Below are 23,070 nucleotides of genomic sequence, written 5' to 3' on the forward strand. Positions count from 1 at the left end.
GCATTGAAGGGCTCCCAGCGGATACACTCACCCTTCACATTCCATACCGGCCGCTGGCGGCGCAGCCATCTTCCTTTCGGGAAGGGCTGGCACCCTCAGGGCCGCGGCCGCTGCGGACCCGCCCCGGCCAGGGGGACCGCCGGTTCCGCAGCAATCTCTTCCAAATTTTGGAGACCTCTCGTGAGTGAAGTAACCACCGATCGCGTGCTTATCGGCGTCTTCGGTCTTGACCGGCCCGGCATCGTGTCGACCGTCTCGGCTGTGATCACGCGCTTTAATTCGAACCTGGAGCAGGTGAGTCAGGTGACCCTGCACGGTCAGTTCGCCCTGATGTGCGTTGTGCAGAAGCCCGCCGACCTCTCCCGTGAGGTGCTCGAGGAGGCACTGAAGGAGGAGATCCACCGCCGCAAGCTCAACCAGGCCGTCATGATCGCGGACTTCGTCGAGCCGCCCGCGCCGATGGACGGCGAGCCGTACGTGATCAGCGTCTACGGCCCGGACCGCAACGACATCATCACGACGTTCTCGAAGATCCTCGCCGAGCAGCGCATCAACATCGAGAGCCTGCGCGCCTTCCCGATCGAGGACGGCCAGTCGCTCCAGGTCTTCGAGACCATGATTCCGATGGACGTCGACCGTCGTGCGCTCCACCGCACCCTCATCGACCGCGCCCAGCACATGGGCCTGCGCTGCAACCTGCAGCACCGCGACATCTTCGAGGCGATCCACCGCGTGAAGGTGGAGTGACCGATCACTACGGAAAGGAACTGAAAAAAAATGCTGACTGACCGCGAGGTACTCTCCACCATCAACATGCTCCGCTCGGAGCATCTCGACGTCCGCACCGTCACGATGGGCATCAATCTCTTCGACTGCGTGAGCTCGGACTTCGACAGCTTCGCCTACAAGGTCCGCGCGAAGATCTCGCGCTACGCCTCGAAGCTCGTCGAGACCTGCGATCTCGTCGGGGACCGCTACGGCATTCCCGTCGTCAACAAGCGCATCTCGGTCTCGCCGATCGGCACCGTGGGCGCCGCGTTCTCGCGCGACGAGATGGTCGCCGCCTGCCGCGTCCTCGACGAGGCCGCCAAGGAAGTGGGCGTTGACTTCATCGGCGGCTTCGGCGCGCTCGTCGAGAAGGGCATGACCCCGGGCGAGAAGAACCTGATCGACGCGCTCCCCGAGGCGCTCGCCACGACCGACCGCATCTGCAGCTCGATCAACGTGGGCTCCACGAAGGCCGGCATCAACATGGACGCCGTGCGCCTGATGGGCGAGCGCATCCTTGACGTCGCCGAGGCCACCCGTGACCGCGACGCCATCGGCTGCGCGAAGCTCGTCGTCTTCTGCAACATCCCGCAGGACGTTCCCTTCATGGCCGGCGCCTACCTCGGCGTGGGCGAGCCCGACGTCGTGATCGACGTGGGCGTCTCCGGCCCGGGCGTCGTGAAGAAGGCCCTCGACCGCGCCTTCCGTGCCAAGGGCGAGTACCTGACGATCACGGACGCCGCCGAGGTGATCAAGCACACCGCCTACAAGGTGACCCGCGTGGGCGAGATCATCGGCAACGAGGTCGCCCGCCGTCTGAACCTCCCCTTCGGCGTCGCCGACCTCTCGCTCGCCCCGACCCCGGCCGTGGGCGACAGCGTGGGCGAGATCTTCCAGTCGCTCGGTCTCTCGTCGATCGGCGCCCCCGGCACGACCGCGATCCTCGCGATGCTCAACGACCAGGTGAAGAAGGGCGGCGTCTTCGCCTCCTCGCACGTGGGCGGCCTCTCCGGCGCCTTCATCCCGGTCTCCGAGGACAGCGCCATCGAGGCGGCGGCCCGCTCCGGCGCCCTGACGCTCGAGAAGCTCGAGGCGATGACCTCGGTCTGCTCGGTCGGTCTCGACATGATCGCCATCCCGGGCGACACCCCGGCCTCCACCATCGCCGGCATGATCGCCGACGAGTCCGCGATCGGCATGATCAACGGAAAGACCACCGCCGTCCGCGTGATCCCGGTTCCGGGCAAGACCGTGGGCGACGTGGCGCACTTCGGCGGCCTCCTCGGCGAAGCGAGCATCATCCGTGTCCCGGGCGGCGACGCCTCGGGCTTCGTGAAGCTCGGCGGACGCATCCCCGCGCCGATTCATTCTTTACGTAATTAAAGAAAAAAATCACCGTCGTTTTGACGGGCAAAATCAGAAATTTTCCAGGATCCTCCGGTGGATATTTCACCGGAGGATTTTTTTTGACGTAAATTGAGTGAAAGTTCTTTGTCGGTGACTTCTCAATCCGGAGAACAGACAGTATGCGCCTCTAGTGGTAAACCCGAATAGAAATGCTTCTCAGTCATCGCTAAGATCCCATCTGTAATGTCGGCCTTACAACAATGGTAACAAAAAATCCACCACCTCTGCCGATTTTCTTTTTTTTCAACCCTAAGTCAAGGACTCAGTCCATGAGAAATTACCCTGAAGCCGTCGCAAGTCCCTGGTGGCACTGCGGCGCAAGCTGGCGCAGGCCGGCTGAAACGTCGACCATGACGACGACACATCCCTGCGAGCAGCCGCCTCCGGCGATCCTCTGTTATCTGGTCATGATGCTCGCAATGGCCATCGCCTTCCTTTTCCCGATCAGTCCCGCATGTGCCCAGAGTGATGCCACCGTCACGAACATCCGCCAGGGGTTCGTAGATCTCGACAGCCGGGCTACGCTGACAATTTACGGCGGCTCCGGAGTCATCGGTGTCCTGAACCTCCAGGAGGGCTCGTCTTTAATCGTCCACAACAGTGGTGCGATTCTCCCTGTGGTTCTGTCTCATGATGGGGCCGGCTTACAAATCATAAGCAGCGAAAAATATTCATGGGCTCAGATAGGAACCCTGAATTTAATGGGCGGTACGACCACTATTAAAGTAGGAGAGGCGGACGACCGGGAGCTGTCGGTGAGCCGTGTCTTTGTGGAAGCCATTGAAAGTTCTGATGACGCCGGACTCCGCCTCAGCATCAACGGTCAGAGCAATGTATTCATAGGAGAAGGAGCGAGCCTTGCGGAATCGAACTACGATCTCGATCCCCGACCGGTCCTGTCATTGCTCGGAGAGCTGAATCTGACTAGCGGCACGACGATCTGCGTGGGATGCGACGCGTCTTCGTCAGAGCACAGTCTCAGGGTGGCCGAAACGGGCGTGCTTGAAATCCAAAATGCCTCGGCAGTCCTGACTGCAGCTGCCGGAACCCGAATTGCCTTCGAACCGGGGGCCGAGCTCTGGTTCACTGATCCCGAGGTTCTGAATATAGATGAAGACAACGGAACGGTTTCGGTTGACACCGCCGCTCTGCTGACTTCCCTCGACATTGCCGAAGCGGAAATCGAGGGCGAAATTCTCACGAAATTCGGAACCAGCGGAGTCTTCCAGGGCACGCTTTCAAAATCTTCGGAAGGTGATCTTGCCTTGACATTCGACGGCATTGCTTACCACGGCGAACTCCGGGACATGATCACGCTGCTCTATGTGAAGCGCAATAGCCTGACAATGCCGGGAGGCATCAAAAAGATTTTCGATGAAAATCAGTGGGATAGCATTGAAGGTGCGTCACGAACTGTCGTTTGGCTAGGGCTGTTGTCTAACAGCAACGGGGCACGGGAGCGTATGGCTTCGCTGATCTCCGAGACCTCAACGGATCTGTACAGGCACATCGACTCTGCAAGACGGGAAGGACATCAGATTCTAAGCGATGACGAGTCTGAGGAGCGTCTGTTCAAGTGGATGCAGGACATTCCCGTGACACTTGAGATCAAGACGGGCGAGGCGGAGACGAATGTCAATGTACCGACGGACAAGCGCTCGAAGCGGGAGCGCGTCGATTTCACGACGATATCCGGCTCCTTGGTGGCCGGGGTGAAGGACTGGGGCCTGAAATTCGGATTTTACGGACTCTTCTCCACTGCGGACAGTCAGTGGCTCATGTCCTATCTCAGAACCAACGGCGAGACCGACACCGTTCTGGCCTCAGTCTTTGCTCTGAAGGAATATGACGCGGACGAGTTGCTCTTCGACATCTCGTATGCAGAAAGCGAAGAGAACGTCGCGGTCACCGGTCTTAGCCCCACGTACGAGAGTGTGGGCGGAATCAAGCGCCGCATCTACTCGGCCGGTCTCATGTGGACCCATCATCTCTTCGAGCGGGACTTCTGGAGTCTCCGCACCGTCCTGGGGCTCAGGGCGGTGCGCTGGGAGGATGTGGACACAACATTGGGGACCACATACTCGCGCAACGAACTCCAGACCACGGAGAAAGGATCGGTATCCGGACTCGCGACCGCAGGGGCCATTCTATCGTTCGGAAAGGACTTCAGCTGGTCCGGGTTCAATCCGCTCGTGGCCGAGTACGCTCCGCGGCGCGCGGACGTCCGCGTGGCGGCCTACGCCACGGGGCTGACCTCGAAGAGTCCCGATGTCTCCGTGTCGGTGCCCGGCGTCGCAGGCGCCTCGGGAACGCTCACGGCCGATCATCTTGCGAGGTTCCGCTGGAACGCGGACGTCACGCTCGGACTGCAGTTCCCCGCGACGCGGTTCGAAGTCTCCGCCGGGGCGTCCAGGGCCGGATCGCGTTACGAGTCCTACTCGCTCGGCGGCAAGTTCGCCTGGACGTTCTGGGGGTTATGACCGGCAGCTCGGATTTGATCCTGTGATCTGAACCCGGGACTGTGATACGCCGAAGCGACACCGGAAAACGGCCGCCGCTTCGGCGTTTCCGTTCCCGCGGAAGAAGAAAGTAAGCAAATGCGACTCGCCCTGCGCGCCCGGCGGGCAGGAAGGCGCGGCCTTTTCTAGAATTGACTTCAAAGAGATCCCTGCCGCGGACCTTTCCGGGGTGCTTCCCCGGAGACGGAACGGCTCCGCGGCGGCAGAGAACAAGAGAAGCGCAAGAAAGGAAGAGGCAACAATGGAAACGACGGAGAACAATCCCGCCGCCGATCCGGGGCTCGCGAGGAGCCTCGTCGAGCCGCTCTACAGCGGAAGAACCCTTTCAACGGGCGAGCCGACGCTCACCCATGCCGACGGCGTCGCCGGCATCCTCCGCGGCATCCGCAACGATCCGGAACTCATTGCCGCGGCGTACCTGTTCAGTGTTCCCAAGGTCGTCCAGAATTCCGACGAGTGGATCACGAAGAGCTTCGGCCCCACGGTGGCCGGCCTCGTGAAGGAACACGGCAAGATGAACGAAGTCTCGAAGCGCGCCCGCTCCGAGAGTCCGGAGGCGCGCGCGGCGATGCAGCCCGAGGCGCTGCGCCGCATGTTCCTCGCCATGTGCATTGACCTGCGCGTGGTGCTCCTGAAGCTCGCGAGCCGTCTGCAGACGCTGCGCTGGTTCACGAGCACCGAGAGCGAGGGCGCGAAGGAGTTCGGCGAGGAGACGCTCGCGGTGTTCGCTCCGCTCGCCAACCGCCTCGGCATCTGGCAGATCAAGTGGGAGCTCGAGGACCTGTCGCTGCGCATCACGCGTCCTGACGAGTACCGCCACATCGCCAACGAACTCGACGAGTCGCGCGAGGAGCGCCTCGAGTTCATGTACAACACGGTGAACAAGGTGAAGTCGCTCCTCGCCGAGCACGGCATCGAGGCGGACATCTCGGGCCGTCCGAAGCACATCTACTCGATCTGGAAGAAGATGCAGAGAAAGCACCTGCGCTTCGACCAGCTCTTCGACGTGCGCGCGCTGCGCATCATCGTCGGCACGGTCGAGCAGTGCTACGAGGTGCTCTCTATCGTGCAGGAGCACTTCACGATCATCTCGAAGGAATACGACGACTACATCGCCAACCCGAAGCCGAACGGGTACCAGTCGCTGCACACGGTCTTCACGGACTCGCAGGGCCGCCCGATCGAGATTCAGATCCGCACCCGCGCGATGCATGAGTTCGCCGAACTCGGCGTCGCGGCGCACTGGCGCTACAAGGAGGCGGGGAACTCCAACGGCGCCTCGGAGGCCGAGGAGCAGCGCGTCGCGTGGCTGCGCCAGCTTCTTGCCTGGCGCACGGAGGTGGGCGGAGACCCGCATCAGGACGCGCACGCCGTCGAGGACGACCATGTCTACTGCCTCACGCCGCAGGGACGCGTGGTGGAGCTCCCCCAGGGGGCGACGCCCGTCGACTTCGCCTACCTCGTGCACACGCAGCTCGGTCATCGCTGCCGCGGCGCGCGCGTCGACGGCGCGATGGTGCCGCTCAATACGAAGTTGAAGACCGGCCAGACCGTCGAGATCATCGCGGGCAAGACCGGACAGCCCTCGCGCGACTGGCTCAACCCGGAGCTCGGGTACGCCGCGAGCGCGCGCACCCGCAACAAGGTGCGCCAGTGGTTCAACGCGCAGCAGCAGCAGGAGCTTCTGAACGAGGGCCGCGAGCGCCTCGACAAAGAGCTTGCCCGCCTCGGCAAGACCGCGGTGAAGCTCGATGATCTCGCCAAGCGCCTCGGTTTCGACAAGGTCGACGACCTCTGCATCGCCTTCGCGAAGGAGGAGATCACGCTCACCGCGCTCGCGCAGGCCGTCCAGCCGCCGAAGCCCGAGCCCGAGAAGGAGCCCGAGATCGTCGTGAAGGGCGGCTCCTCGGAGAAGAAGAAGGGTAAGGTGCTCGTGGTGGGCATGGATTCGCTCCTGACGCAGCTCGCGCGCTGCTGTCATCCGGTGCCGCCCGACGAGATCGTGGGCTATGTCACCCGCGGCAGGGGCGTGACGATCCACCGCGCGGACTGCCCGAACATGAAGAACATGGTCGAGCAGGACCATGACCGCCTGATCGAGGTGAGCTGGGGCAGCACGATCGACGACGCGATCTACCCGGCCGACGTGCTCATCGTGGCCGCGGACCGCCCGGGCCTGATGAAGGACGTCTCCGAGGTCTTCCAGCGCGAGAAGGTGCACGTCACCGGCATCAACTCGATGATGATGAAGGGCGACCAGCACATGCGCTTCTCGGTCGAGGTGCGCGGCGGCGACGCGATGCGGCAGCTCCTCAGGGGGCTGCGCGAACTGCCCGGCGTGCTCTCGGCAAGGCGTCTCTGACGGCCCTCATGTGAAGAGCAGAGCGGCGGCGGGAAAAATTTTTCGCGCCGCTCTTGCTTTTTGAGAAAGGCTAGATATAATTCACACCTCACGCGGTTCCGCGAATCTGACAGGCACATAGCTCAGTTGGTTAGAGCATCACCTTGACATGGTGGGGGTCGTTGGTTCGAATCCAATTGTGCCTACCAAAGATTCCTCGGAAATGCGCGGACGGCGGTTCAGGGACCGGCGGAAAAGGAACTCGAACTTGCGGAAGCACGGGACGGATCCTAGAATCAAAACCTTGACAGGCACATAGCTCAGTTGGTTAGAGCATCACCTTGACATGGTGGGGGTCGTTGGTTCGAATCCAATTGTGCCTACCAGAATTTTTTTCGGGAATGCTGATGATGTCGTTCATCGCGATGAATGTGCGAACAACAGCGCTCCGTCATTGAAGACAGGGCGTGGGCGCATAGTTGTCGGCAGACTCAGGAAACAGAAAAAGTGCGGCTCAAGTCCGCACTTTTTTTATGCCCGCAAATTTTGTGAGGATTGAAAAATGCTAGCAGTCACCCTTCCTGACGGATCGAAGCGCGAGTATCCGGGCGCGGTTACCGTCGCTGAAATCGCCGCATCGATCGGCGCGGGCCTCGCGAAGGCCGCGCTTGCCGGCCGTGTCGACGGCAAGCTCGTCGACCTCTCGACCGTCGTCTCGAAGGACGCTGAGGTTTCGATCATCACCGGCCGCGACGCCGAGGGCCTCTCGATCATCCGCCACTCGACGGCTCACCTGATGGCCCAGGCCGTCAAGGAGCTCTTCCCCGAGGCGCAGGTCACGATCGGCCCGTCGATCGAGAACGGCTTCTACTACGACTTCTCCTACTCGCGCCCCTTCACGCCCGAGGATCTCGAGAGAATCGAGGCCCGCATGGACGAGCTCGTCAAGAAGAACATCCCGATCGTGCGCGAGGAGATGCCCCGCAACGACGCGATCGCCTTCTTCAAGGGTCTCGGCGAGCACTACAAGGCCGAGATCATCGAGTCGATCCCCGAGGGCGAGGTGATCTCGCTCTACCGTCAGGGCGACTTCGTCGACCTCTGCCGCGGCCCCCACGTCCCCTCGACGGGCGCGCTCAAGGTGCATCACCTGATGAAGGTCGCCGGCGCCTACTGGCGCGGTGACTCCAAGAACGAGATGCTCCAGCGCATCTACGGCACCGCCTGGGCGACGAAGGACGATCAGAAGGCCTACCTCACGATGCTCGCCGAGGCCGAGAAGCGCGACCATCGCCGCCTCGGCCGCGAGCTCGACCTCTTCCATCTGCAGGACGAGGCCCCTGGCATGGTCTTCTGGCACGCCAGGGGCTGGGCTCTCTGGCAGGTCGTCGAGCAGTACATGCGCCGCGTCTACCAGGACAACGGCTACAACGAGGTCAAGGCCCCGCAGCTGCTCGACCGCTCGCTCTGGGAGCGCTCCGGTCACTGGGCCAAGTACCGCGAGAACATGTTCACGACCGAATCGGAGAACCGCTACTACGCCCTGAAGCCGATGAACTGCCCGGGCCACATCCAGGTGTTCAACTCGAAGCTCCGCAGCTACCGTGACCTGCCGCTGCGAATCGGCGAGTTCGGCCAGTGCCACCGCAACGAGCCCTCCGGCGCCCTGCACGGCCTGATGCGCGTGCGCGGCTTCACCCAGGACGACGGCCACATCTTCTGCACCGAGGACCAGATCCTCGCCGAGTGCGAGGACTTCACCCGCCTCGTCCAGGAGGTCTACGCCGACTTCGGCTTCACCGAGATCGCCTACAAGGTCGCCACGCGCCCCGAGAAGCGCATCGGCGAGGACGCGATCTGGGACAAGGCCGAGCATGCCCTGATGGCGAGCCTTGACGCGATCGGCATCAAGTACGACATCCTCGAGGGCGAGGGTGCCTTCTACGGCCCGAAGATCGAGTACCACCTGAAGGACTGCCTCGGCCGTTCCTGGCAGTGCGGCACGATCCAGGTCGACTTCCAGATGCCGGGCCGCCTCGGCGCCGAGTACGTCGGCGAGGACAACACCCGCAAGATCCCGGTCATGCTCCACCGCGCCATCCTCGGCTCGCTCGAGCGCTGGATCGGCATGCTGATCGAGGAGTTCGCCGGTGCCTTCCCGCTCTGGCTCGCTCCGGTGCAGTGCGCCGTCGCCCCGATCACGGACAACCAGATCGACTACGCGAAGTCTGTTGCCGCCAAGCTTCACGAGGCCCGCATCCGTGTCACGACGGATTTGCGCGGTGAAAAGATCAACTATAAAATTCGCGAGCTCAGCCTGCAGAAGATTCCGTACATCCTCGTCGTCGGCGAGAAGGAAGCGCAGGCCGGGACGGTTTCCGTGCGCATGCGCGGCGGCAAGGACCTCGGCGTGATGAAGATCGAGGACTTCATCAAACTCGCTCTCGAAGAGAACGAAAAGCGCAGCCGCGCCTGAAGCATCCGCTAAAATAAAAGGGTTATCAGGCTCCCCCACTTGATTCGGGGAGCCTGCCCATTCATCTCACAGTTTTTGGAGAAGAGCCATAGCTCAAGATCGCAAGCATCGGATCAATGGTGAGATCCGAGTTCCTGAGGTCCGACTGACCGGCGTCGACGGCGCCCAGATCGGTATTGTCCGCACCGTTGAGGCCCTTCGCATGGCCGAGGCGGAGGACGTTGATCTCGTTGAGGTCGCCCCCAACGCGGTCCCGCCTGTCTGCCGTCTGATGGACTACGGCAAGTTCCGCTATCAGGAACAGAAGAAGGCCCAGGAAGCCAAGGCGAAGCAGAAGGTCATTCAGATCAAGGAAGTGAAGTTCCGCCCGGCCACGGACGAGAACGACTTCCAGACGAAGCTTCGCAGCCTCGTGCGATTCCTCTCCGACGGCGACAAGGCGAAGGTCACCCTCCGCTTCCGCGGCCGTGAGATGGCGCACCAGCAGTTCGGCAGCCAGCTGATGGACCGAGTCCGTGACGAGCTCGCCGAGATCGCTCAGGTCGAGCACGCCCCGAAGCTCGAGGGCCGTCAGATGATCATGGTGCTCGCCCCGAAAAAGAAGCGCTGATTTTCCACACGCTTCCCGAGGAAGTGTGTAGAATCGCAGTCTTTCGCTGAGGCCCGGATCCATCGACCGGGCCGAAAGCATAACAAGTAGGCCCCAGGCTCAATGAAGTGCCTGAGCGAATCGCCCGGGACGCCCGGGGCTTATCCAATAAAGAGGAACGGCAAATGCCGAAGATGAAGACCAAGCGCGCCGCTGCGAAGCGGTTCAAGCCGCGTGCCAGCGGCTCGATCAAGCGCGCCCACGCCACGAAGCGCCACATCCTTTCCCACCGCACGACGAAGAACAAGCGTCAGCTGCGCGGCATGGTCACGGTGCACGAGTCGGATATCAAGTCCGTCAAGCGCATGCTGCCCTACGCCTAATCTGAGAGAAGGAGATTAAAAGATGCCTCGTGTGAAGCGTGGTGTGACGGCCCGTGCCCGTCATAAGAAGATTTTCACCCTTTCGAAGGGCTATCGTCTGCGTCGCAACAACGTTTTCCGTGTTGCCAAGCAGGCCGTCATGCGCGCCGGTCAGTACGCCTATCGTGACCGTCGCAACAAGAAGCGCGTGTTCCGCCGTCTGTGGATCGCCCGCATCAACGCTGGCACCCGTGCCAACGGCATGACCTACTCGGTGTTCATGAACGGCCTGAAGAAGGCCGGCATCGGCCTCGACCGCAAGGTCCTCGCCGACATGGCTGTGTTCGACAAGGAAGGCTTCGCCGCCCTCGTCGCCTCGGTCAAGAACGCCTGATAGATCCCTGTGAGGGAAAAGCCCCGGTGAGACACCGCGGCAGCCTGAACAAAGGCTTCTGAAAGGACCCGGTTCGAAAGAGCCGGGTCCTTTTTTTTCAGCATTCTCAAAGAATTGGTTGTAAAATTTGGCCTTTGTTTTCTGTGCGCGAGGCGTGTTGTGACTGCCTCGCGTTCGCATCATTGAGGAACCCGGCACCGAAGAGCCCTGCGTCGGAAATGCGGCGCGGAGTCCGGCTCGCCGGGGCGAGGGCGGTGCGGAGCGGATCCCAGAGAGGACCGCTGCGGCGCCACCCGACCAAGTGAAACTGTTTTGGAATACGAAATGCAGGAACTTTCCGAACTCATCGAGTCCGCGCAGCGTGATTTCGCCCTTGCGGGCCAGGCTGCCGCGCTCGAGGACGCCAAGGCGCGATATCTCGGCAAGACCGGCGCGCTCACCGGGCTCATGAAGGAACTCGGCAAGCTCGCCCCCGAGGAGCGTCGTGCCCGCGGCCAGGAAATCAACCGCGCCAAGGCCCAGATCGAGGCTGCGCTCAACGCCCGCCGCGAGGCCCTCGCCGAGCAGGCGCTCAACGAGAAGCTCGCCGCCGAGAAGATCGACGTGACGCTGCCGGGCCGCGGCCGCTCCGAAGGCGGCATCCACCCGGTCGTGCGCACCTGGATGCGCGTTGAGGAAATCTTCCGCACGATCGGCTTCGACGTGGCCGACGGTCCCGAGATCGAGAGCGACTGGTTCAGCTTCACCGCGCTCAACAACCCGCCCAACCATCCGGCCCGCTCGATGCAGGACACGTTCTACGTGGACCGCAATGACGAGGAAGGCCGTCCGCTGCCGCTGCGCCCGCACACGTCGCCGCTGCAGGTCCGCTACTCGCGCACCCACCAGCCCCCGATCAAGGTGATCGCCCCGGGCCGCACGTACCGCGTCGACAGCGATGCCACGCACTCGCCGATGTTCCATCAGGTCGAGGGTCTCTGGATCGACACCGACATCAGCTTCACGGACCTCAAGGGCGTCTACAGCGACTTCCTGCGCTGCTTCTTCGAGACGAACGACCTCGTCGTCCGCTTCCGCCCGTCCTACTTCCCGTTCACCGAGCCCTCCGTCGAGGTGGACATGATGTTCACGAGCGGTCCGCGCAAGGGCCGCTGGCTCGAGATCTCGGGTGCCGGTGAAGTGCACCCGAACGTGGTGCGCAACTTCGGCCTCGATCCCGAGAAGCACATCGGCTTCGCGTTCGGCTCCGGCCTTGAGCGCCTGACGATGCTGCGCTACGGCATCGACGACCTTCGCCTCTTCTTCGAGGGCGACCTGCGCTTCCTGCGCCAGTTCAACTGATTTTCGGCGGACAAGACAAAATGATTTTCACTGAAGAATGGCTGCGCCAGTACGTCAACCCGGCGCTCTCCACCGATGAGCTCGCCGATGCGCTCACGATGGCCGGCCTCGAGGTCGAGGAAGTCACCGCCTGCGCGCCCGCCTTCACGGGCGTCGTCGTGGGCGAGGTGCTCACCTGCCGTGACCACGAGAACTCCGATCACCTGCATGTCTGCGAGGTGAACGTCGGCACGGGCGAGAACCTGCAGATCGTCTGCGGCGCCCCCAACTGCCGCGCCGGCATCAAGGTCGCGTGCGCCATGATCGGCGCCGTGCTCCCGGGCGACTTCCGCATCAAGAAGAGCAAGCTCCGCGGCGTCGTGTCGATGGGCATGCTCTGCTCGACGCGCGAGCTCGGCATCAACGACAACCATGACGGCATCTGGATCCTCGCCGACGACGCCCCCGTGGGCGCCGACATCCGCGAGTACGCCCGTCTCGACGACGCGAAGATCGAACTGAAGCTCACGCCGAACCGCGGCGACGCGCTCTCCGTCGTGGGCGTCGCCCGCGACGTGCACGCCATCACCGGCGCTCCGCTCATCCTCCCGTCGATGGCTCCGGTTCCCGCCAACAGCGACGTGAAGCTCCCTGTGACGATCGAGGCCGCCGACCTCTGCGGCCGCTTCTCGCACCGCGTGATCAAGGGCTTGAACGGCGCCGCGAAGACCCCGGACTGGATGAAGGCCCGCCTCGAGCGCGCCGGCCAGCGCCCGATCTCCGCGCTCGTCGACATCTCGAACTACGTGATGCTCGAGCTCGGCCGTCCGTCGCACTTCTACGATCTCAACAAGATCCACGGCGACAGCCTCAGCGTCCGCTGGGCGCGCGAGGGCGAGAAGGTCGAGCTCCTCAACGGCCAGACCGTCGACCTCACCCCGTGGTTCGGCGTCATCTGCGCGAACGACACCCCCGAGTGCCTCGCCGGCATCATGGGCGGCGAGTCGAGCTCGATCACCGAGGAGACGACGGATCTCTTCATCGAGTCCGCCTTCTGGTTCCCGAAGGCGATCCAGGGCCGCTGCCGCAAGCTCAACTTCTCCACCGACGCGGCCTACCGCTATGAGCGCGGCGTGGACTTCGCGAGCACGGTCGAGCACATCGAGTACATCACGCAGCTCGTCCTTGACATCTGCGGCACCCCCGAGACGAAGGTGGGCCCGGTCGAGGACGTCCAGGCGAACATCCCCGAGCGCAAGCCCGTCACGATGCGCGTCGACCGCTGCTGCAAGGTGGTGGGCGTCGACATCCCCGTCGAGGCCATGGAGGCGAGCTTCACCCGCCTCGGCTTCGAGCACACCTTCGAGAACGGCGTCTTCACCGTGATCCCGCCCTCCTTCCGCTTCGACATCGAGATCGAGGAGGATCTGATCGAGGAAGTCGCCCGCATCTGGGGCTACGAGAAGCTCCCGGACCGTCCGCCGCTCACCCGCACCGCGATGAAGATCTCGCACGAGGAGCGCCGCACGGGCCACACGCTGCGCCGTGAGCTCGCCAAGCTCGGCTACCAGGAACTCATCAACTTCTCCTTCGTTCCGGAGGAGTGGGAGAAGGCCTACGCCGACAACGACAAGCCCATCCGCCTGCTCAACCCGATCGCCTCGCAGCTTTCCGTGATGCGCACGCAGCTCATCGGCGGTCTCGTCGACATCCTGCGCTACAACCTCAACCGCCGCGCCGAGCGCGTCCGTGTCTTCGAGCTTGGCCGCGTGTTCTTCCCGGACGAGAGCGTCGCCTCCGGTCCCTGGACCGTCAAGGGCGTGCATCAGCCGCAGCACATCGCGGGTCTCGCCTACGGCGACGCCCTCGACTCGCAGTGGGGCGTCGCGGGCCGCCGCACGGACTTCTTCGACGTCAAGGGTGACGTCGAGCGCCTCGTCGCGCCGCTCAAGGTCCGCTTCGTCGCGGAGACCTTCCCGGCGCTCCATCCGGGCCGCTCGGCGGGCATCTACTTGGGCGACAAGCGCATCGGCTTCATCGGCGAGCTCCATCCGCGCGTGATGCAGCAGTTTGAGCTCACGCACGCCCCGGTCGTCTTCGAGATCGAGGTCGAGCCGGTGCTCAACGTGCCGCTGCCGACCTACACCCCGGTGAGCAAGTTCCAGCCGGTCACCCGCGACCTCGCGGTCGTGGTGCCCGCCGCGACCGAGGTCGAGACGCTCTTCAACGCCGTCAGTGAGGCGAAGAAGAAGGATCTGCGCCTTGCGCCGCTCACGAGCTTCCGCCTCTTCGACCTTTACCGTCCGAAGGAAGGCGCCGGCGCCGACGAGAAGTCGCTCGCCTTCGCCATCGAGCTCAACAGCCGCACCGAGGAAGCGCTCACGGAGCTTCAGACCGAAGGCGCCGTCCGCGCGATTCTCGAGGCGCTTGAGAGCGTCGGTGCGCGTCTGCGCGCCTGATTCCTCAGGCAGACCCATTGAAGGGGGACGTTCCGGCACCGGCCGTCCCCCGTTTCCCTCAGGGTTCCCATTAACTACGTCCAGCAGTTAAAAAAATGATCACTGATGAAGACAGCGAACTGATCGACGGCCGCACGCTTAACAAGGCCTGGATCGCCGAGGCCCTCATTGAGCAGATTCCGGAGCTTGATCGTCCGCACGCGAAGCTCATCGTCGAGACCTTCTTCGAGCTCATCATCGAGCACCTCGAGAAGGGCAACACGGTGAAGATTCCCGGACTCGGCAACTTCTCGGTCCGTGACAAGGTCGCCCGCCCGGGCCGCAACCTGAAGACCGGCGAGACGGTGACGATCTCCGAGCGCCGCGTCGTCACGTTCCATCCGTCCGGAACGCTCAATGCCCGCGTGACGGAGAACCTTCTTCCCGACGGAACGGAAAAGAAGCGTTCGCGCTGATTCCGAGCCTCAGCCTTGTGCGCAGAGGAAAAACCGGGTGTGCCCGTGAACGGCAAGCCCGGACCGGGGTCTGTTTCGCTTCTGAGCGGAGCAGACCTTGCTTTTTTCCGGTGCTTGAGGTAATATGCGCCTCCTGTTCGGGGCGTAGCGCAGCCTGGTAGCGCACTTGCATGGGGTGCAAGGGGTCGCGAGTTCGAATCCCGCCGCCCCGACCAGAACAAATGAGGTCATCGCAAGATGGCCTTTTTTGTTATCTGGATTTTCCGAAATTTCAGGAAAATCAATTTGATGACCAGGCAAGATTCTCAGGATGGTCAGCAAAAGGCCCGCGCGGGGGTCTTTCCCGGCGGGCCTCGGCGAGTGAAGTCCTGGTCACTGCGGCATGGTTCCGCTTCTGTAGTACTCGTAGCTCATCGCCGCGGGCATGAGGAGCGTGGCCCGGTAGCACGCGTCGGACATGGTGGAGAGCTTCTGAGTGAGGGTCGGCAGCATCGAGTTGATCTCAGCGAGCTTCTGGCGCTCGAGTTCAAGGTTGAGCGCGACCGGGATGTCGCGGCACTGCGTCTGGTAGGCGATCTCGGGCGTGGTGCGGCAGTCACGGCCGCCCGGTACGTCGCGGCAGTGCGTTCTGCTGCCGACCTGGACGGGAATTTCGCGGCACTCGCGGTGCAGCTTATAGCCGCGGGCGAGGTCGGCCTCCGTCTGCGCCTTCGTGCGGGCGAGCGCGGTGATCTGCGCGTTGAGGCTGCGCACCGCCTCCGCGTTGGAGCAGACCTGCCGGGCGCGTTCCTCGGGCGTGAGCATCATGAAGTCCTCGAGCGTCACGGCGCAGCCGGAGAGGAGCAGGGCGGAAATGAGGGCGGCGATAGAGCCATGCTTCAACATATGTGGACTCCCTGAGGGTCGTGATATTTCTTCAGTGCGTCAGCCTCTGGCACGGATCATTCCAATTGTGCATTGAATGCCTGACTTTTCCAAATGCGCCGGCACTGCTAATCTGTGCTGAGCACGGCGCTCAAGCAGCACCCGCGCAGTTCCCGGACCGGCCGGCTGTCATCTCCGACGAAGCGGCCGGGGCGCCGGAGAACCTTTCAAATCACAAGAGACCTTCCAACAAAGCACATGCTGAGCCGAAGATCATGAGAAGCCTGAAGTCCGCAGTTTCCGCGGCTCCGGCGCATGCCTCTGCCGGAGCCTTCCGTCACGCCGCTCTCCCGAGCGCGGTGACCCCATGCACTGCCCGACTGGGCGGCATGGCGGAGCGCGGCCGGACTCTTCGACTCGAGCCAGGCATAGGGCGGCCACGGCGCTGACCGCTGACCTCGGAGGGCGTTTGCGGCCCTCTTCAAGAACACACGGATGAATACCGGTCGGGCGGCTTCCGTCCTTCCGTCCCGGAGCTCCGGTTCCGGAACGCCCTGAAAGCGCGTTCCCCGCGGCGACCCGCGACACATGGAGATGACACGCATCAGTCCGCGGCCTCGGAAAGGCTGCGGGAGCGCCAGGTGCCCGGCCGCCGCAAGAGAAAAGAGAAGGAACAAGAAATGCCTGTTGCAATTGAACTCACGCCCGCGGGCGGCGTTCCCGTCCGCATCTGGACCGAGAACATCGAGCCCGGGGCCCTGCGGCAGCTCGAGAACGTCGCGCGGCTGCCCTTCGTCTTTCACCATGTCGCGGCGATGCCGGACGTGCATGAAGGGAAGGGCGCCACGATCGGGAGCGTCATCGCGACGAAGGGGGCGGTGATTCCGGCCGCCGTGGGCGTCGACATCGGCTGCGGCATGCTGCTGCAGAAGACGACGCTCACGAGAAATGACGTGAGCGCTGCGGCGGCGCGGGAGATCTTCGACGCCCTGCTGCGCCGCATTCCGGTCGGTTTCACGCAGCGCGAGAAGAAGGACGTGTGCCATGAGGCTGTATATCACCTCGCCCTCGGAATGCAGGAAATCAACAGCCGGACGCCCGGGATCCTCAACCGCATGACGGGCATGAGCTGGCGCCGTCAGATCGGCACGCTCGGCGGCGGCAATCACTTCATCGAGCTCACCGCGGACGAGACGGGGGCGCTCTGGCTGATGATCCACTCGGGCTCAAGGGGCGCCGGAAACGTCATGGCCGACTGGTTCATCCGCGCGGCGAGAAAGGAGACTGAGGCCAGAGGCGAGGTGCTCCCGAACATGGAGCTCTCGTACTTCACTGAGGGCACGGAGTTCTTCGAGCACTATCTCTTCGCCGCGCACTGGGCGCAGGACTATGCGAAGTGGAACCGCAGAGCGATGCTCACGAGCGCGCTCGCCGCGCTCTCGGAGGTGCTGCCGCAGGCCGCGCCCGAAGGCGATTTCGTCGACTGCCATCACAACTATGTCGCCCGCGAGACCCACTTCGGCGAGGAAGTCTGGGTGACGCGGAAGGGCGCGATCAGCGCCGCGGCGGGCGAGCCCGGCATCGTGCCGGGGAGCATGGGCGCGGCCTCGTACCTGGTCGAGGGCCTCGGCAGCGAGGATTCCTTCATGTCGTCGGCGCACGGTGCGGGCCGTGCCATGGGCCGCCGGGAGGCGACGCGCCGCTACTCGGTCGAGGACCTTGTGCGGCAGACCGAGGGCGTTCTCTGCCGCAAGGACGCGGGCGTGCTCGACGAGATCCCCGCGGCCTACAAGCCCATCGATGAAGTGATGGCCTGCCAGGCGGATCTCACGCGCACCGTGCACCGCTACCGGCAGATCCTCTGCGTAAAGGGCTGATTTTCAAGGATTATGACGCTTATGTGACATCAACCCCCGGCCGTCACGAAACCTTCACTCAAACGTCACGGCCGGGTCAATTCACCTCTCCATACTGCGTTCCGTGCTGAGGAACAAGCGTTCCCGCACACAGATTTCTCACCAGTGTTTTGCTGCCGGTTTCACGGCAGATGGAAGAGTTGAAATGAAGAAGAACATGATTGCCGTCCTCGGCGCCGTCGCCGGTCTCGCCTGCGCCGCCGGTACCGTTTCCGCCGCCACCGTCACGGTGAACGGCTCCACCACGGTTCTGCCCGCGATGCAGCTCGTCTCGGAGGGCTTCATGAAGGCCAATCCCGACGTCACCGTGACGATCTCCGGCACGGGCTCGGGCAACGGCATCAAGGCCCTGCGCGACAACATGACCGACATCGCCATGTCCTCGCGCGATCTGAAGTCCAAGGAAGCCAAGGACTTCGAGGCCCACAACATCAAGACGGTCCGCATCACCGTCGCTCATGACGCCATCATCCCGGTCGTCAACACGAAGAACGCCGTCAAGGGCCTCACGATGGAGCAGTTGAAGGACGTCTTCGCCGGCAAGATCAAGTCGTGGGACCAGCTCGGCGGCGCCAAGGCCCCGATCGTCGTGGTCGGCCGTGACTCCTCCTCGGGCACGTTCGAGACCTTCCAGGAGCTCGTGATGGGCAAGACCCGCGTCTCGCCGCGCGCCCTGATTCAGGCCTCCTCGGGCGGTGTCGTCCAGGCCATCTCGCAGAACCCGAACGCCATCGGCTACATCGGCGTGGGCTACATGGACGCCCAGACGCATGCCCTCACGATCAACAACGTGAAGCCGGGCATGGAGTCCGCCAAGGACAAGACCTGGCCGATCTCGCGCGACCTCTACCTCTTCACCGCCGGCGAGCCCGCCGGTGACGCGAAGAAGCTGATCGACTTCATGCTCTCCGACGAAGGCCAGAAGGACGTTCAGAAGTCCGGCTTCGTCCCGGTCAAGTAAGACTCGCCTTCGAAGTCTGAAAGCCCTCTTCGATACAACTACAAGGAGCAGTCGGAATGGCCGCAATGCCCGCAAAACTTCGGGCTGACCTGCACTTCCGGCAGTGCCTCGGACTGGCGGCCGGCGTGAGCGTTATCGCGCTGGCTGCCATTGTCATATTCCTGCTCACGCAGGCGCTGCCGATCTTCAGTCAGGTCTCCCTCAAAGACTTTCTCTTCAACACCGAGTGGTACCCGACCGATGATCCCCCGGTCTTCGGCATCGGCGCACTGATCGTGGGCTCTCTCACCTGCGCCCTCGTGACCACAGTCATCGCCGTGCCCTTCGGCGTTCTCACGGCCTGCGCGATCCACGCAGGCATGTCCAAGACCCTCAAGAAGGTCGTCAAGCCCCTGATCGAGCTGATGGCCGCGCTTCCGTCGGTCGTCATCGGCTTCATCGGCATGCTGATCCTCGCGCCCTGGCTGCAGGACACCTTCGGCATCGCCACGGGCCTGAACCTCATGAACGCGTCGATCATGCTCGCCTTCATGTGCATCCCGACGATCGCCTCGATCTCCGAGGACGCGCTCAGGAACGTCCCGGGCGGCATCCGCGAGGCGAGCCTCGCGCTCGGCGCCACCCGCTGGGAGACGCTCTGCAAGGTTGAGCTTCGCTGGGCCATGGGCGGCATCGCCACGGCCGTGATGCTCGGCATCTCGCGTGTGATCGGCGAAACCATGGTCGTGCTGATGGTCGCCGGCGGCGCCGCGATCATCCCCGAGTCGATCTTCGACCCGGTCCGTCCGATGACGAGCTCGATCGCCGCTGAAATGGCCGAGGCCGCCGTCGGTGACGCGCACTACTACGCGCTCTACGCCACGGGTCTCGTGCTCTTCCTGATCACCTTTGTCTTCAATCTCTGCGCCTGGTACGCCGCCCGTCGCTTCGGCCTGGGGAACAAGAAATGAAATCGTCCGCTCTGCGCAGCTGGTTCGAGGTCTCGGGCTTCGGCCTGATGCGACTCGCCGTCGCGATCGACATCGGCGCGCTTCTCGCCATCATCGGCCTCATCGTCGTCAACGCCTGGCCGGTGCTCTCCTGGGAGTTCCTCACGGAGCCCCCGCGTGAACTGATGACCAAGGGCGGCATCCTGCCCTGCATCCTCGGCACGTTCTGCCTCGCCCTCGGCGCCCTTGTCATCGCGCTGCCGCTCGGCGTGGCGAGCGCCGTCTACCTTCACGAGTACAGCCGTCCGTCGGCCTGGGTGACGCTCACGCGTCTCTCGATCGCCAACCTCGCGGGCGTCCCGTCGATCGTCTTCGGCCTCTTCGGCCTCACGTTCTTCGTGGTCTTCTGCGGCTTCGGCGTGAGCCTGCTCTCGGGCGTGCTCACCCTGGCGGTGCTCTCGCTCCCGATCATCATCAACACGACCGAGGCCGCCCTCAGCCAGATCCCGCAGGACTGGCGCGAGGCGAGCCTGGCGCTCGGTGCCTCGCGCCGCGAGACCACGATGAAGGTGGTTCTGCCGAACGCGCTCCCCGGCATCCTCACGGGCTCGATCCTCGCGCTCGCCCGCGCCGCCGGCGAGACCGCCGCGATCATGTACACGGGCAGCGTGTTCTTCACGCCGAAGGAAGGCGTCTCGCCGCTCGAGCCCGTCATGGCGCTCCCCTACCACATCTACGTGCTCGCGACCTCCGGCACGGATATCGAAGCGACGCGCCCGATCCAGTACGGCACCGCGCTCGTGCTTCTGATCCTCGTCCTCGTCATGAGCTCCGCGGCCATCTACATCCGCGAACGCTGCCGCAAATGATCTGAATTCAAAGAGTAATCCGAAATGACCATGATTCACCCTGAACATCTTGATGCGGCCGGTCCGAAGGAAATGCCGCCCGCCAAGATCGACATCCGCGACCTGAACATCTACTACGGTTCGTTCCACGCGATCAAGAACGTCACGATGCAGATCCCCGAGGGCTGCGTGACCGCCTTCATCGGCCCGTCGGGCTGCGGCAAGTCGACGCTCCTGCGTTCGCTCAACCGCATGCAGGACCTCTACCCCGAGCAGCGCGCCGTCGGTTCGATCCGCATGGGCACGACCGACATTCTCGATCCGAACATCGACGTGACCGAGCTGCGCAGCCGCGTCGGCATGGTGTTCCAGCGCCCGACCCCGTTCCCGATGTCGATCTTCGACAACATCGCCTACGGCGTGCGCCTGCGCGAGAAGATCTCGAGGAAGGACCTTGAGGAGCGCGTCGAGTGGGCCCTGAAGAAGGCCGCCCTCTGGGACGACGTCGCGAAGAAGTTGAACGAGCCGGGCACTTCGCTCTCCGGCGGCCAGCAGCAGCGCCTCTGCATCGCCCGCGGCATCGCCGTGAAGCCCGAGGTCCTGCTCCTCGACGAGCCCTGCTCGGCCCTTGACCCGATCTCGACCTCGCGCATCGAGGACCTGATCGACGAGCTCAAGAAGGACTACACGGTCGTGATCGTCACGCACAGCATGCAGCAGGCGGCCCGCGTCTCCGACTACACCGCCTTCATGTACCTCGGCGAATTGATTGAGTTCGGCGACACGCAGAAGATCTTCACCCGTCCCGAGAAGAAGGCGACGGAGGACTACATCACCGGTCGCTTCGGCTAATTCGAACCAAATTCGGGAAGTTCAACCAAATGACGCTCAACGAAAAACAGCACGTCGTGAAGACCTTCGACAAGGATCTGAAGAATCTTCACAACAACATCCTCGACATGGCCCGCGCCGTGCACCGTCAGCTCGACGACGCCGGCGACGCGCTCGTGCAGCTCTCGGCCGAGACGGCCGAGCAGGTCATGGCGCGCGACGCCCTGATCAACACCTGGGAGAAGGAGCTCGACGCCTTCATGGAGCTCCTCATCTCGCGCCGCCAGCCGCAGGCGATCGACCTGCGCATGCTGCTCGGCTGCTACCGCATGACGGCGGACTTCGAGCGCCTCGGCGACGAGATCCGCAACGCCGCCAAGGGCATCCGCAAGCTCGCTCTTCCGCTCTCCGACGAGGCGAAGACCTGCGCCGGCTCGCTCATGAAGGTGCACGGGCTCCTCGAGGTGATGGCCGATGACTCGGTCGCCGCGCTCGAGACCGTGGACGCCGACCGCGCCCGCACCCTTGTGCGCCGCCGCGAGGTGGTACAGTCCGAAGTGCGCGGGATGCTCGTCGAGACGATCGAGAAGATGAAGTCGGGCAAGATCGAGATCGACAACGGCCTCGAGTTCATCCGCATCAACCGCGCGTTTGACCGCGTGGCCGCCCATCTGCAGAACATCGGCGAAGCCGTGGTCTTCATTTCCGAGGGCCTGGACATCCGTCACGACGCCGCGAAGTGATGCTCACCCTGAGCGCAGGATTCCCGCAGAGGGAAATCCTGCGCCAGATGAAGACAGTCAGAGGCCCGGAACGGGCGGCAGGGTTTCCCTCCGCGCGGCCGGGCCTTTGTCATAAGAACACAAATAAAAACCACAGACACCACAAAGATTTCCATGTCCGCTCCACTGCTCCTGATTGTTGAAGACGAGGCCGCCATCCGCGAGCTCGTCGCCTTCGTCTGCGAGGCCGAGGGTTTCCGCACCTCCCGCGCGGGCAGCATCGCCGAGGCCCGCGCCGCCTACGCGGCCGAACGTCCTGACCTCGTGCTCCTCGACCGCATGCTCCCCGACCGCTCGGGCCTCGACTGGCTCAAAGAGCTCAGAAGCTCGCCCGCGACGGCGAAGCTCCCCGTGATTCTGCTCACCGCGCGCGGTGACGAGAGCGACCGCGTGACGGGTCTCGACGCCGGCGCCGACGACTACATCGTGAAACCGTTCCTGCCGCGCGAGCTCGCCGCCCGCGTGCGCGCGGTGCTGCGCCGCCACGACTCGGGCACGGCCGCCGCGCCGCAGGCCGAGGAGACCGAGAACGTCATCGTCTGCGGACCGCTGAGGTTGAACGAGGCCCGGTTCGAGGCCACCGCCGACGGCGTGCCGCTCAAGCTCTCCGCCAAGGAATTCAAGCTCCTCACGCTCTTCGCTGCCCGTCCCGGCCGCGTCTTCTCGCGCGCCAACCTGCTCGACCAGGTTTGGCCGAGCGCCTTCGTCGACGAGCGCACGGTGGACGTGCACATGCTGAGGCTCCGCAAGGCCCTCGCCGGCACCGCCGCCGAGGATCTGATCGAGACCGTGCGCGGCGTCGGCTACCGTTGCCGCGACGTTAATCAGCAGACCGGCTCGGGAGAGTGA

At 63.7% G+C, this 23,070-nt stretch carries 19 protein-coding genes and 3 tRNA genes; 21 read left to right on the plus strand and 1 reads right to left on the minus strand.

Going from position 1 to position 23,070, the window contains the following annotated elements; genetic code table 11:
* Positions 1–180: 180 nt before the first annotated feature.
* The 14 genes from Q4F91_RS00825 to Q4F91_RS00890 all read left to right on the plus strand — a co-directional run bounded on the left by Q4F91_RS00825 (position 181) and on the right by Q4F91_RS00890 (position 15,305).
* The gene (locus Q4F91_RS00825; protein ID WP_303333869.1) at positions 181–747 is read left to right on the plus strand and encodes a glycine cleavage system protein R; all 567 of its coding nucleotides are present in this window, start codon (positions 181–183) and stop codon (positions 745–747) included.
* Positions 748–777: 30 nt separating this feature from the next.
* The gene (locus Q4F91_RS00830; RefSeq protein ID WP_303333870.1) at positions 778–2,151 is read left to right on the plus strand and encodes a PFL family protein; all 1,374 of its coding nucleotides are present in this window, start codon (positions 778–780) and stop codon (positions 2,149–2,151) included.
* 374 nt (positions 2,152–2,525) lie between these two features.
* Complete coding sequence (locus tag Q4F91_RS00835) at positions 2,526–4,655, plus strand: hypothetical protein (RefSeq protein ID WP_303333871.1); 2,130 nt, start codon at positions 2,526–2,528, stop codon at positions 4,653–4,655.
* A gap of 280 nt (positions 4,656–4,935) precedes the next feature.
* Positions 4,936–7,056 (plus strand): bifunctional (p)ppGpp synthetase/guanosine-3',5'-bis(diphosphate) 3'-pyrophosphohydrolase, encoded by a 2,121-nt coding sequence (locus Q4F91_RS00840; protein ID WP_303333872.1) that lies wholly within the window; start codon positions 4,936–4,938, stop codon positions 7,054–7,056.
* A gap of 111 nt (positions 7,057–7,167) precedes the next feature.
* Positions 7,168–7,244 (plus strand) — tRNA-Val (locus Q4F91_RS00845).
* A gap of 100 nt (positions 7,245–7,344) precedes the next feature.
* Positions 7,345–7,421: transfer RNA gene (locus Q4F91_RS00850), tRNA-Val, on the plus strand.
* Between the two features lie 176 nt (positions 7,422–7,597).
* Positions 7,598–9,511 (plus strand): threonine--tRNA ligase, encoded by a 1,914-nt coding sequence (gene thrS, locus Q4F91_RS00855; protein ID WP_303333873.1) that lies wholly within the window; start codon positions 7,598–7,600, stop codon positions 9,509–9,511.
* An 88-nt stretch (positions 9,512–9,599) separates the two neighbouring features.
* Entirely contained in the window at positions 9,600–10,121 is a 522-nt protein-coding gene (infC, locus tag Q4F91_RS00860; protein ID WP_303333924.1) for a translation initiation factor IF-3, read from the plus strand.
* Between the two features lie 164 nt (positions 10,122–10,285).
* Positions 10,286–10,483: a 50S ribosomal protein L35 gene (gene rpmI / locus Q4F91_RS00865; RefSeq protein ID WP_139687972.1), complete on the plus strand. Its 198-nt coding sequence runs from the start codon at positions 10,286–10,288 to the stop codon at positions 10,481–10,483.
* A gap of 22 nt (positions 10,484–10,505) precedes the next feature.
* A complete protein-coding gene (gene rplT, locus Q4F91_RS00870) occupies positions 10,506–10,856 on the plus strand; it encodes a 50S ribosomal protein L20 (protein WP_303333874.1) in 351 nt (116 codons plus the stop codon).
* A 324-nt stretch (positions 10,857–11,180) separates the two neighbouring features.
* Positions 11,181–12,197: a phenylalanine--tRNA ligase subunit alpha gene (gene pheS, locus Q4F91_RS00875; protein WP_303333875.1), complete on the plus strand. Its 1,017-nt coding sequence runs from the start codon at positions 11,181–11,183 to the stop codon at positions 12,195–12,197.
* 20 nt (positions 12,198–12,217) lie between these two features.
* Positions 12,218–14,635: a phenylalanine--tRNA ligase subunit beta gene (gene pheT / locus Q4F91_RS00880; RefSeq protein ID WP_303333876.1), complete on the plus strand. Its 2,418-nt coding sequence runs from the start codon at positions 12,218–12,220 to the stop codon at positions 14,633–14,635.
* Positions 14,636–14,730: 95 nt separating this feature from the next.
* Positions 14,731–15,090 (plus strand): integration host factor subunit alpha, encoded by a 360-nt coding sequence (locus tag Q4F91_RS00885; RefSeq protein ID WP_303333877.1) that lies wholly within the window; start codon positions 14,731–14,733, stop codon positions 15,088–15,090.
* Between the two features lie 138 nt (positions 15,091–15,228).
* A tRNA-Pro gene (locus Q4F91_RS00890) sits at positions 15,229–15,305 on the plus strand.
* A gap of 157 nt (positions 15,306–15,462) precedes the next feature.
* Here Q4F91_RS00890 and Q4F91_RS00895 read toward each other — a convergent pair.
* A complete protein-coding gene (locus Q4F91_RS00895) occupies positions 15,463–15,975 on the minus strand; it encodes a hypothetical protein (RefSeq protein WP_303333878.1) in 513 nt (170 codons plus the stop codon).
* A 659-nt stretch (positions 15,976–16,634) separates the two neighbouring features.
* Here Q4F91_RS00895 and Q4F91_RS00900 point away from each other — a divergent pair.
* The 7 genes from Q4F91_RS00900 (at position 16,635) to Q4F91_RS00930 (ending at position 23,070) form a co-directional block, all read left to right on the plus strand.
* Positions 16,635–17,831: an RtcB family protein gene (locus Q4F91_RS00900; protein WP_303333879.1), complete on the plus strand. Its 1,197-nt coding sequence runs from the start codon at positions 16,635–16,637 to the stop codon at positions 17,829–17,831.
* Between the two features lie 184 nt (positions 17,832–18,015).
* A complete protein-coding gene (locus tag Q4F91_RS00905) occupies positions 18,016–18,831 on the plus strand; it encodes a PstS family phosphate ABC transporter substrate-binding protein (protein ID WP_303333880.1) in 816 nt (271 codons plus the stop codon).
* Between the two features lie 56 nt (positions 18,832–18,887).
* The gene (gene pstC, locus Q4F91_RS00910; protein ID WP_303333881.1) at positions 18,888–19,781 is read left to right on the plus strand and encodes a phosphate ABC transporter permease subunit PstC; all 894 of its coding nucleotides are present in this window, start codon (positions 18,888–18,890) and stop codon (positions 19,779–19,781) included.
* Positions 19,778–20,629 carry a phosphate ABC transporter permease PstA gene (gene pstA, locus Q4F91_RS00915; protein ID WP_303333882.1) on the plus strand — a complete coding sequence of 284 codons (852 nt, stop codon included), beginning with the start codon at positions 19,778–19,780 and terminating at the stop codon, positions 20,627–20,629. Before pstC ends, pstA begins: the two co-directional genes overlap by 4 nt.
* A gap of 24 nt (positions 20,630–20,653) precedes the next feature.
* The gene (gene pstB / locus Q4F91_RS00920) at positions 20,654–21,460 is read left to right on the plus strand and encodes a phosphate ABC transporter ATP-binding protein PstB (protein ID WP_303333883.1); all 807 of its coding nucleotides are present in this window, start codon (positions 20,654–20,656) and stop codon (positions 21,458–21,460) included.
* A gap of 29 nt (positions 21,461–21,489) precedes the next feature.
* Positions 21,490–22,182 carry a phosphate signaling complex protein PhoU gene (gene phoU / locus Q4F91_RS00925; protein WP_303333884.1) on the plus strand — a complete coding sequence of 231 codons (693 nt, stop codon included), beginning with the start codon at positions 21,490–21,492 and terminating at the stop codon, positions 22,180–22,182.
* A gap of 153 nt (positions 22,183–22,335) precedes the next feature.
* Positions 22,336–23,070 carry a response regulator gene (locus Q4F91_RS00930; RefSeq protein ID WP_303333885.1) on the plus strand — a complete coding sequence of 245 codons (735 nt, stop codon included), beginning with the start codon at positions 22,336–22,338 and terminating at the stop codon, positions 23,068–23,070.

This window comes from Sutterella sp. (assembly GCF_030539355.1).
GTDB lineage: Bacteria > Pseudomonadota > Gammaproteobacteria > Burkholderiales > Burkholderiaceae_F > Sutterella.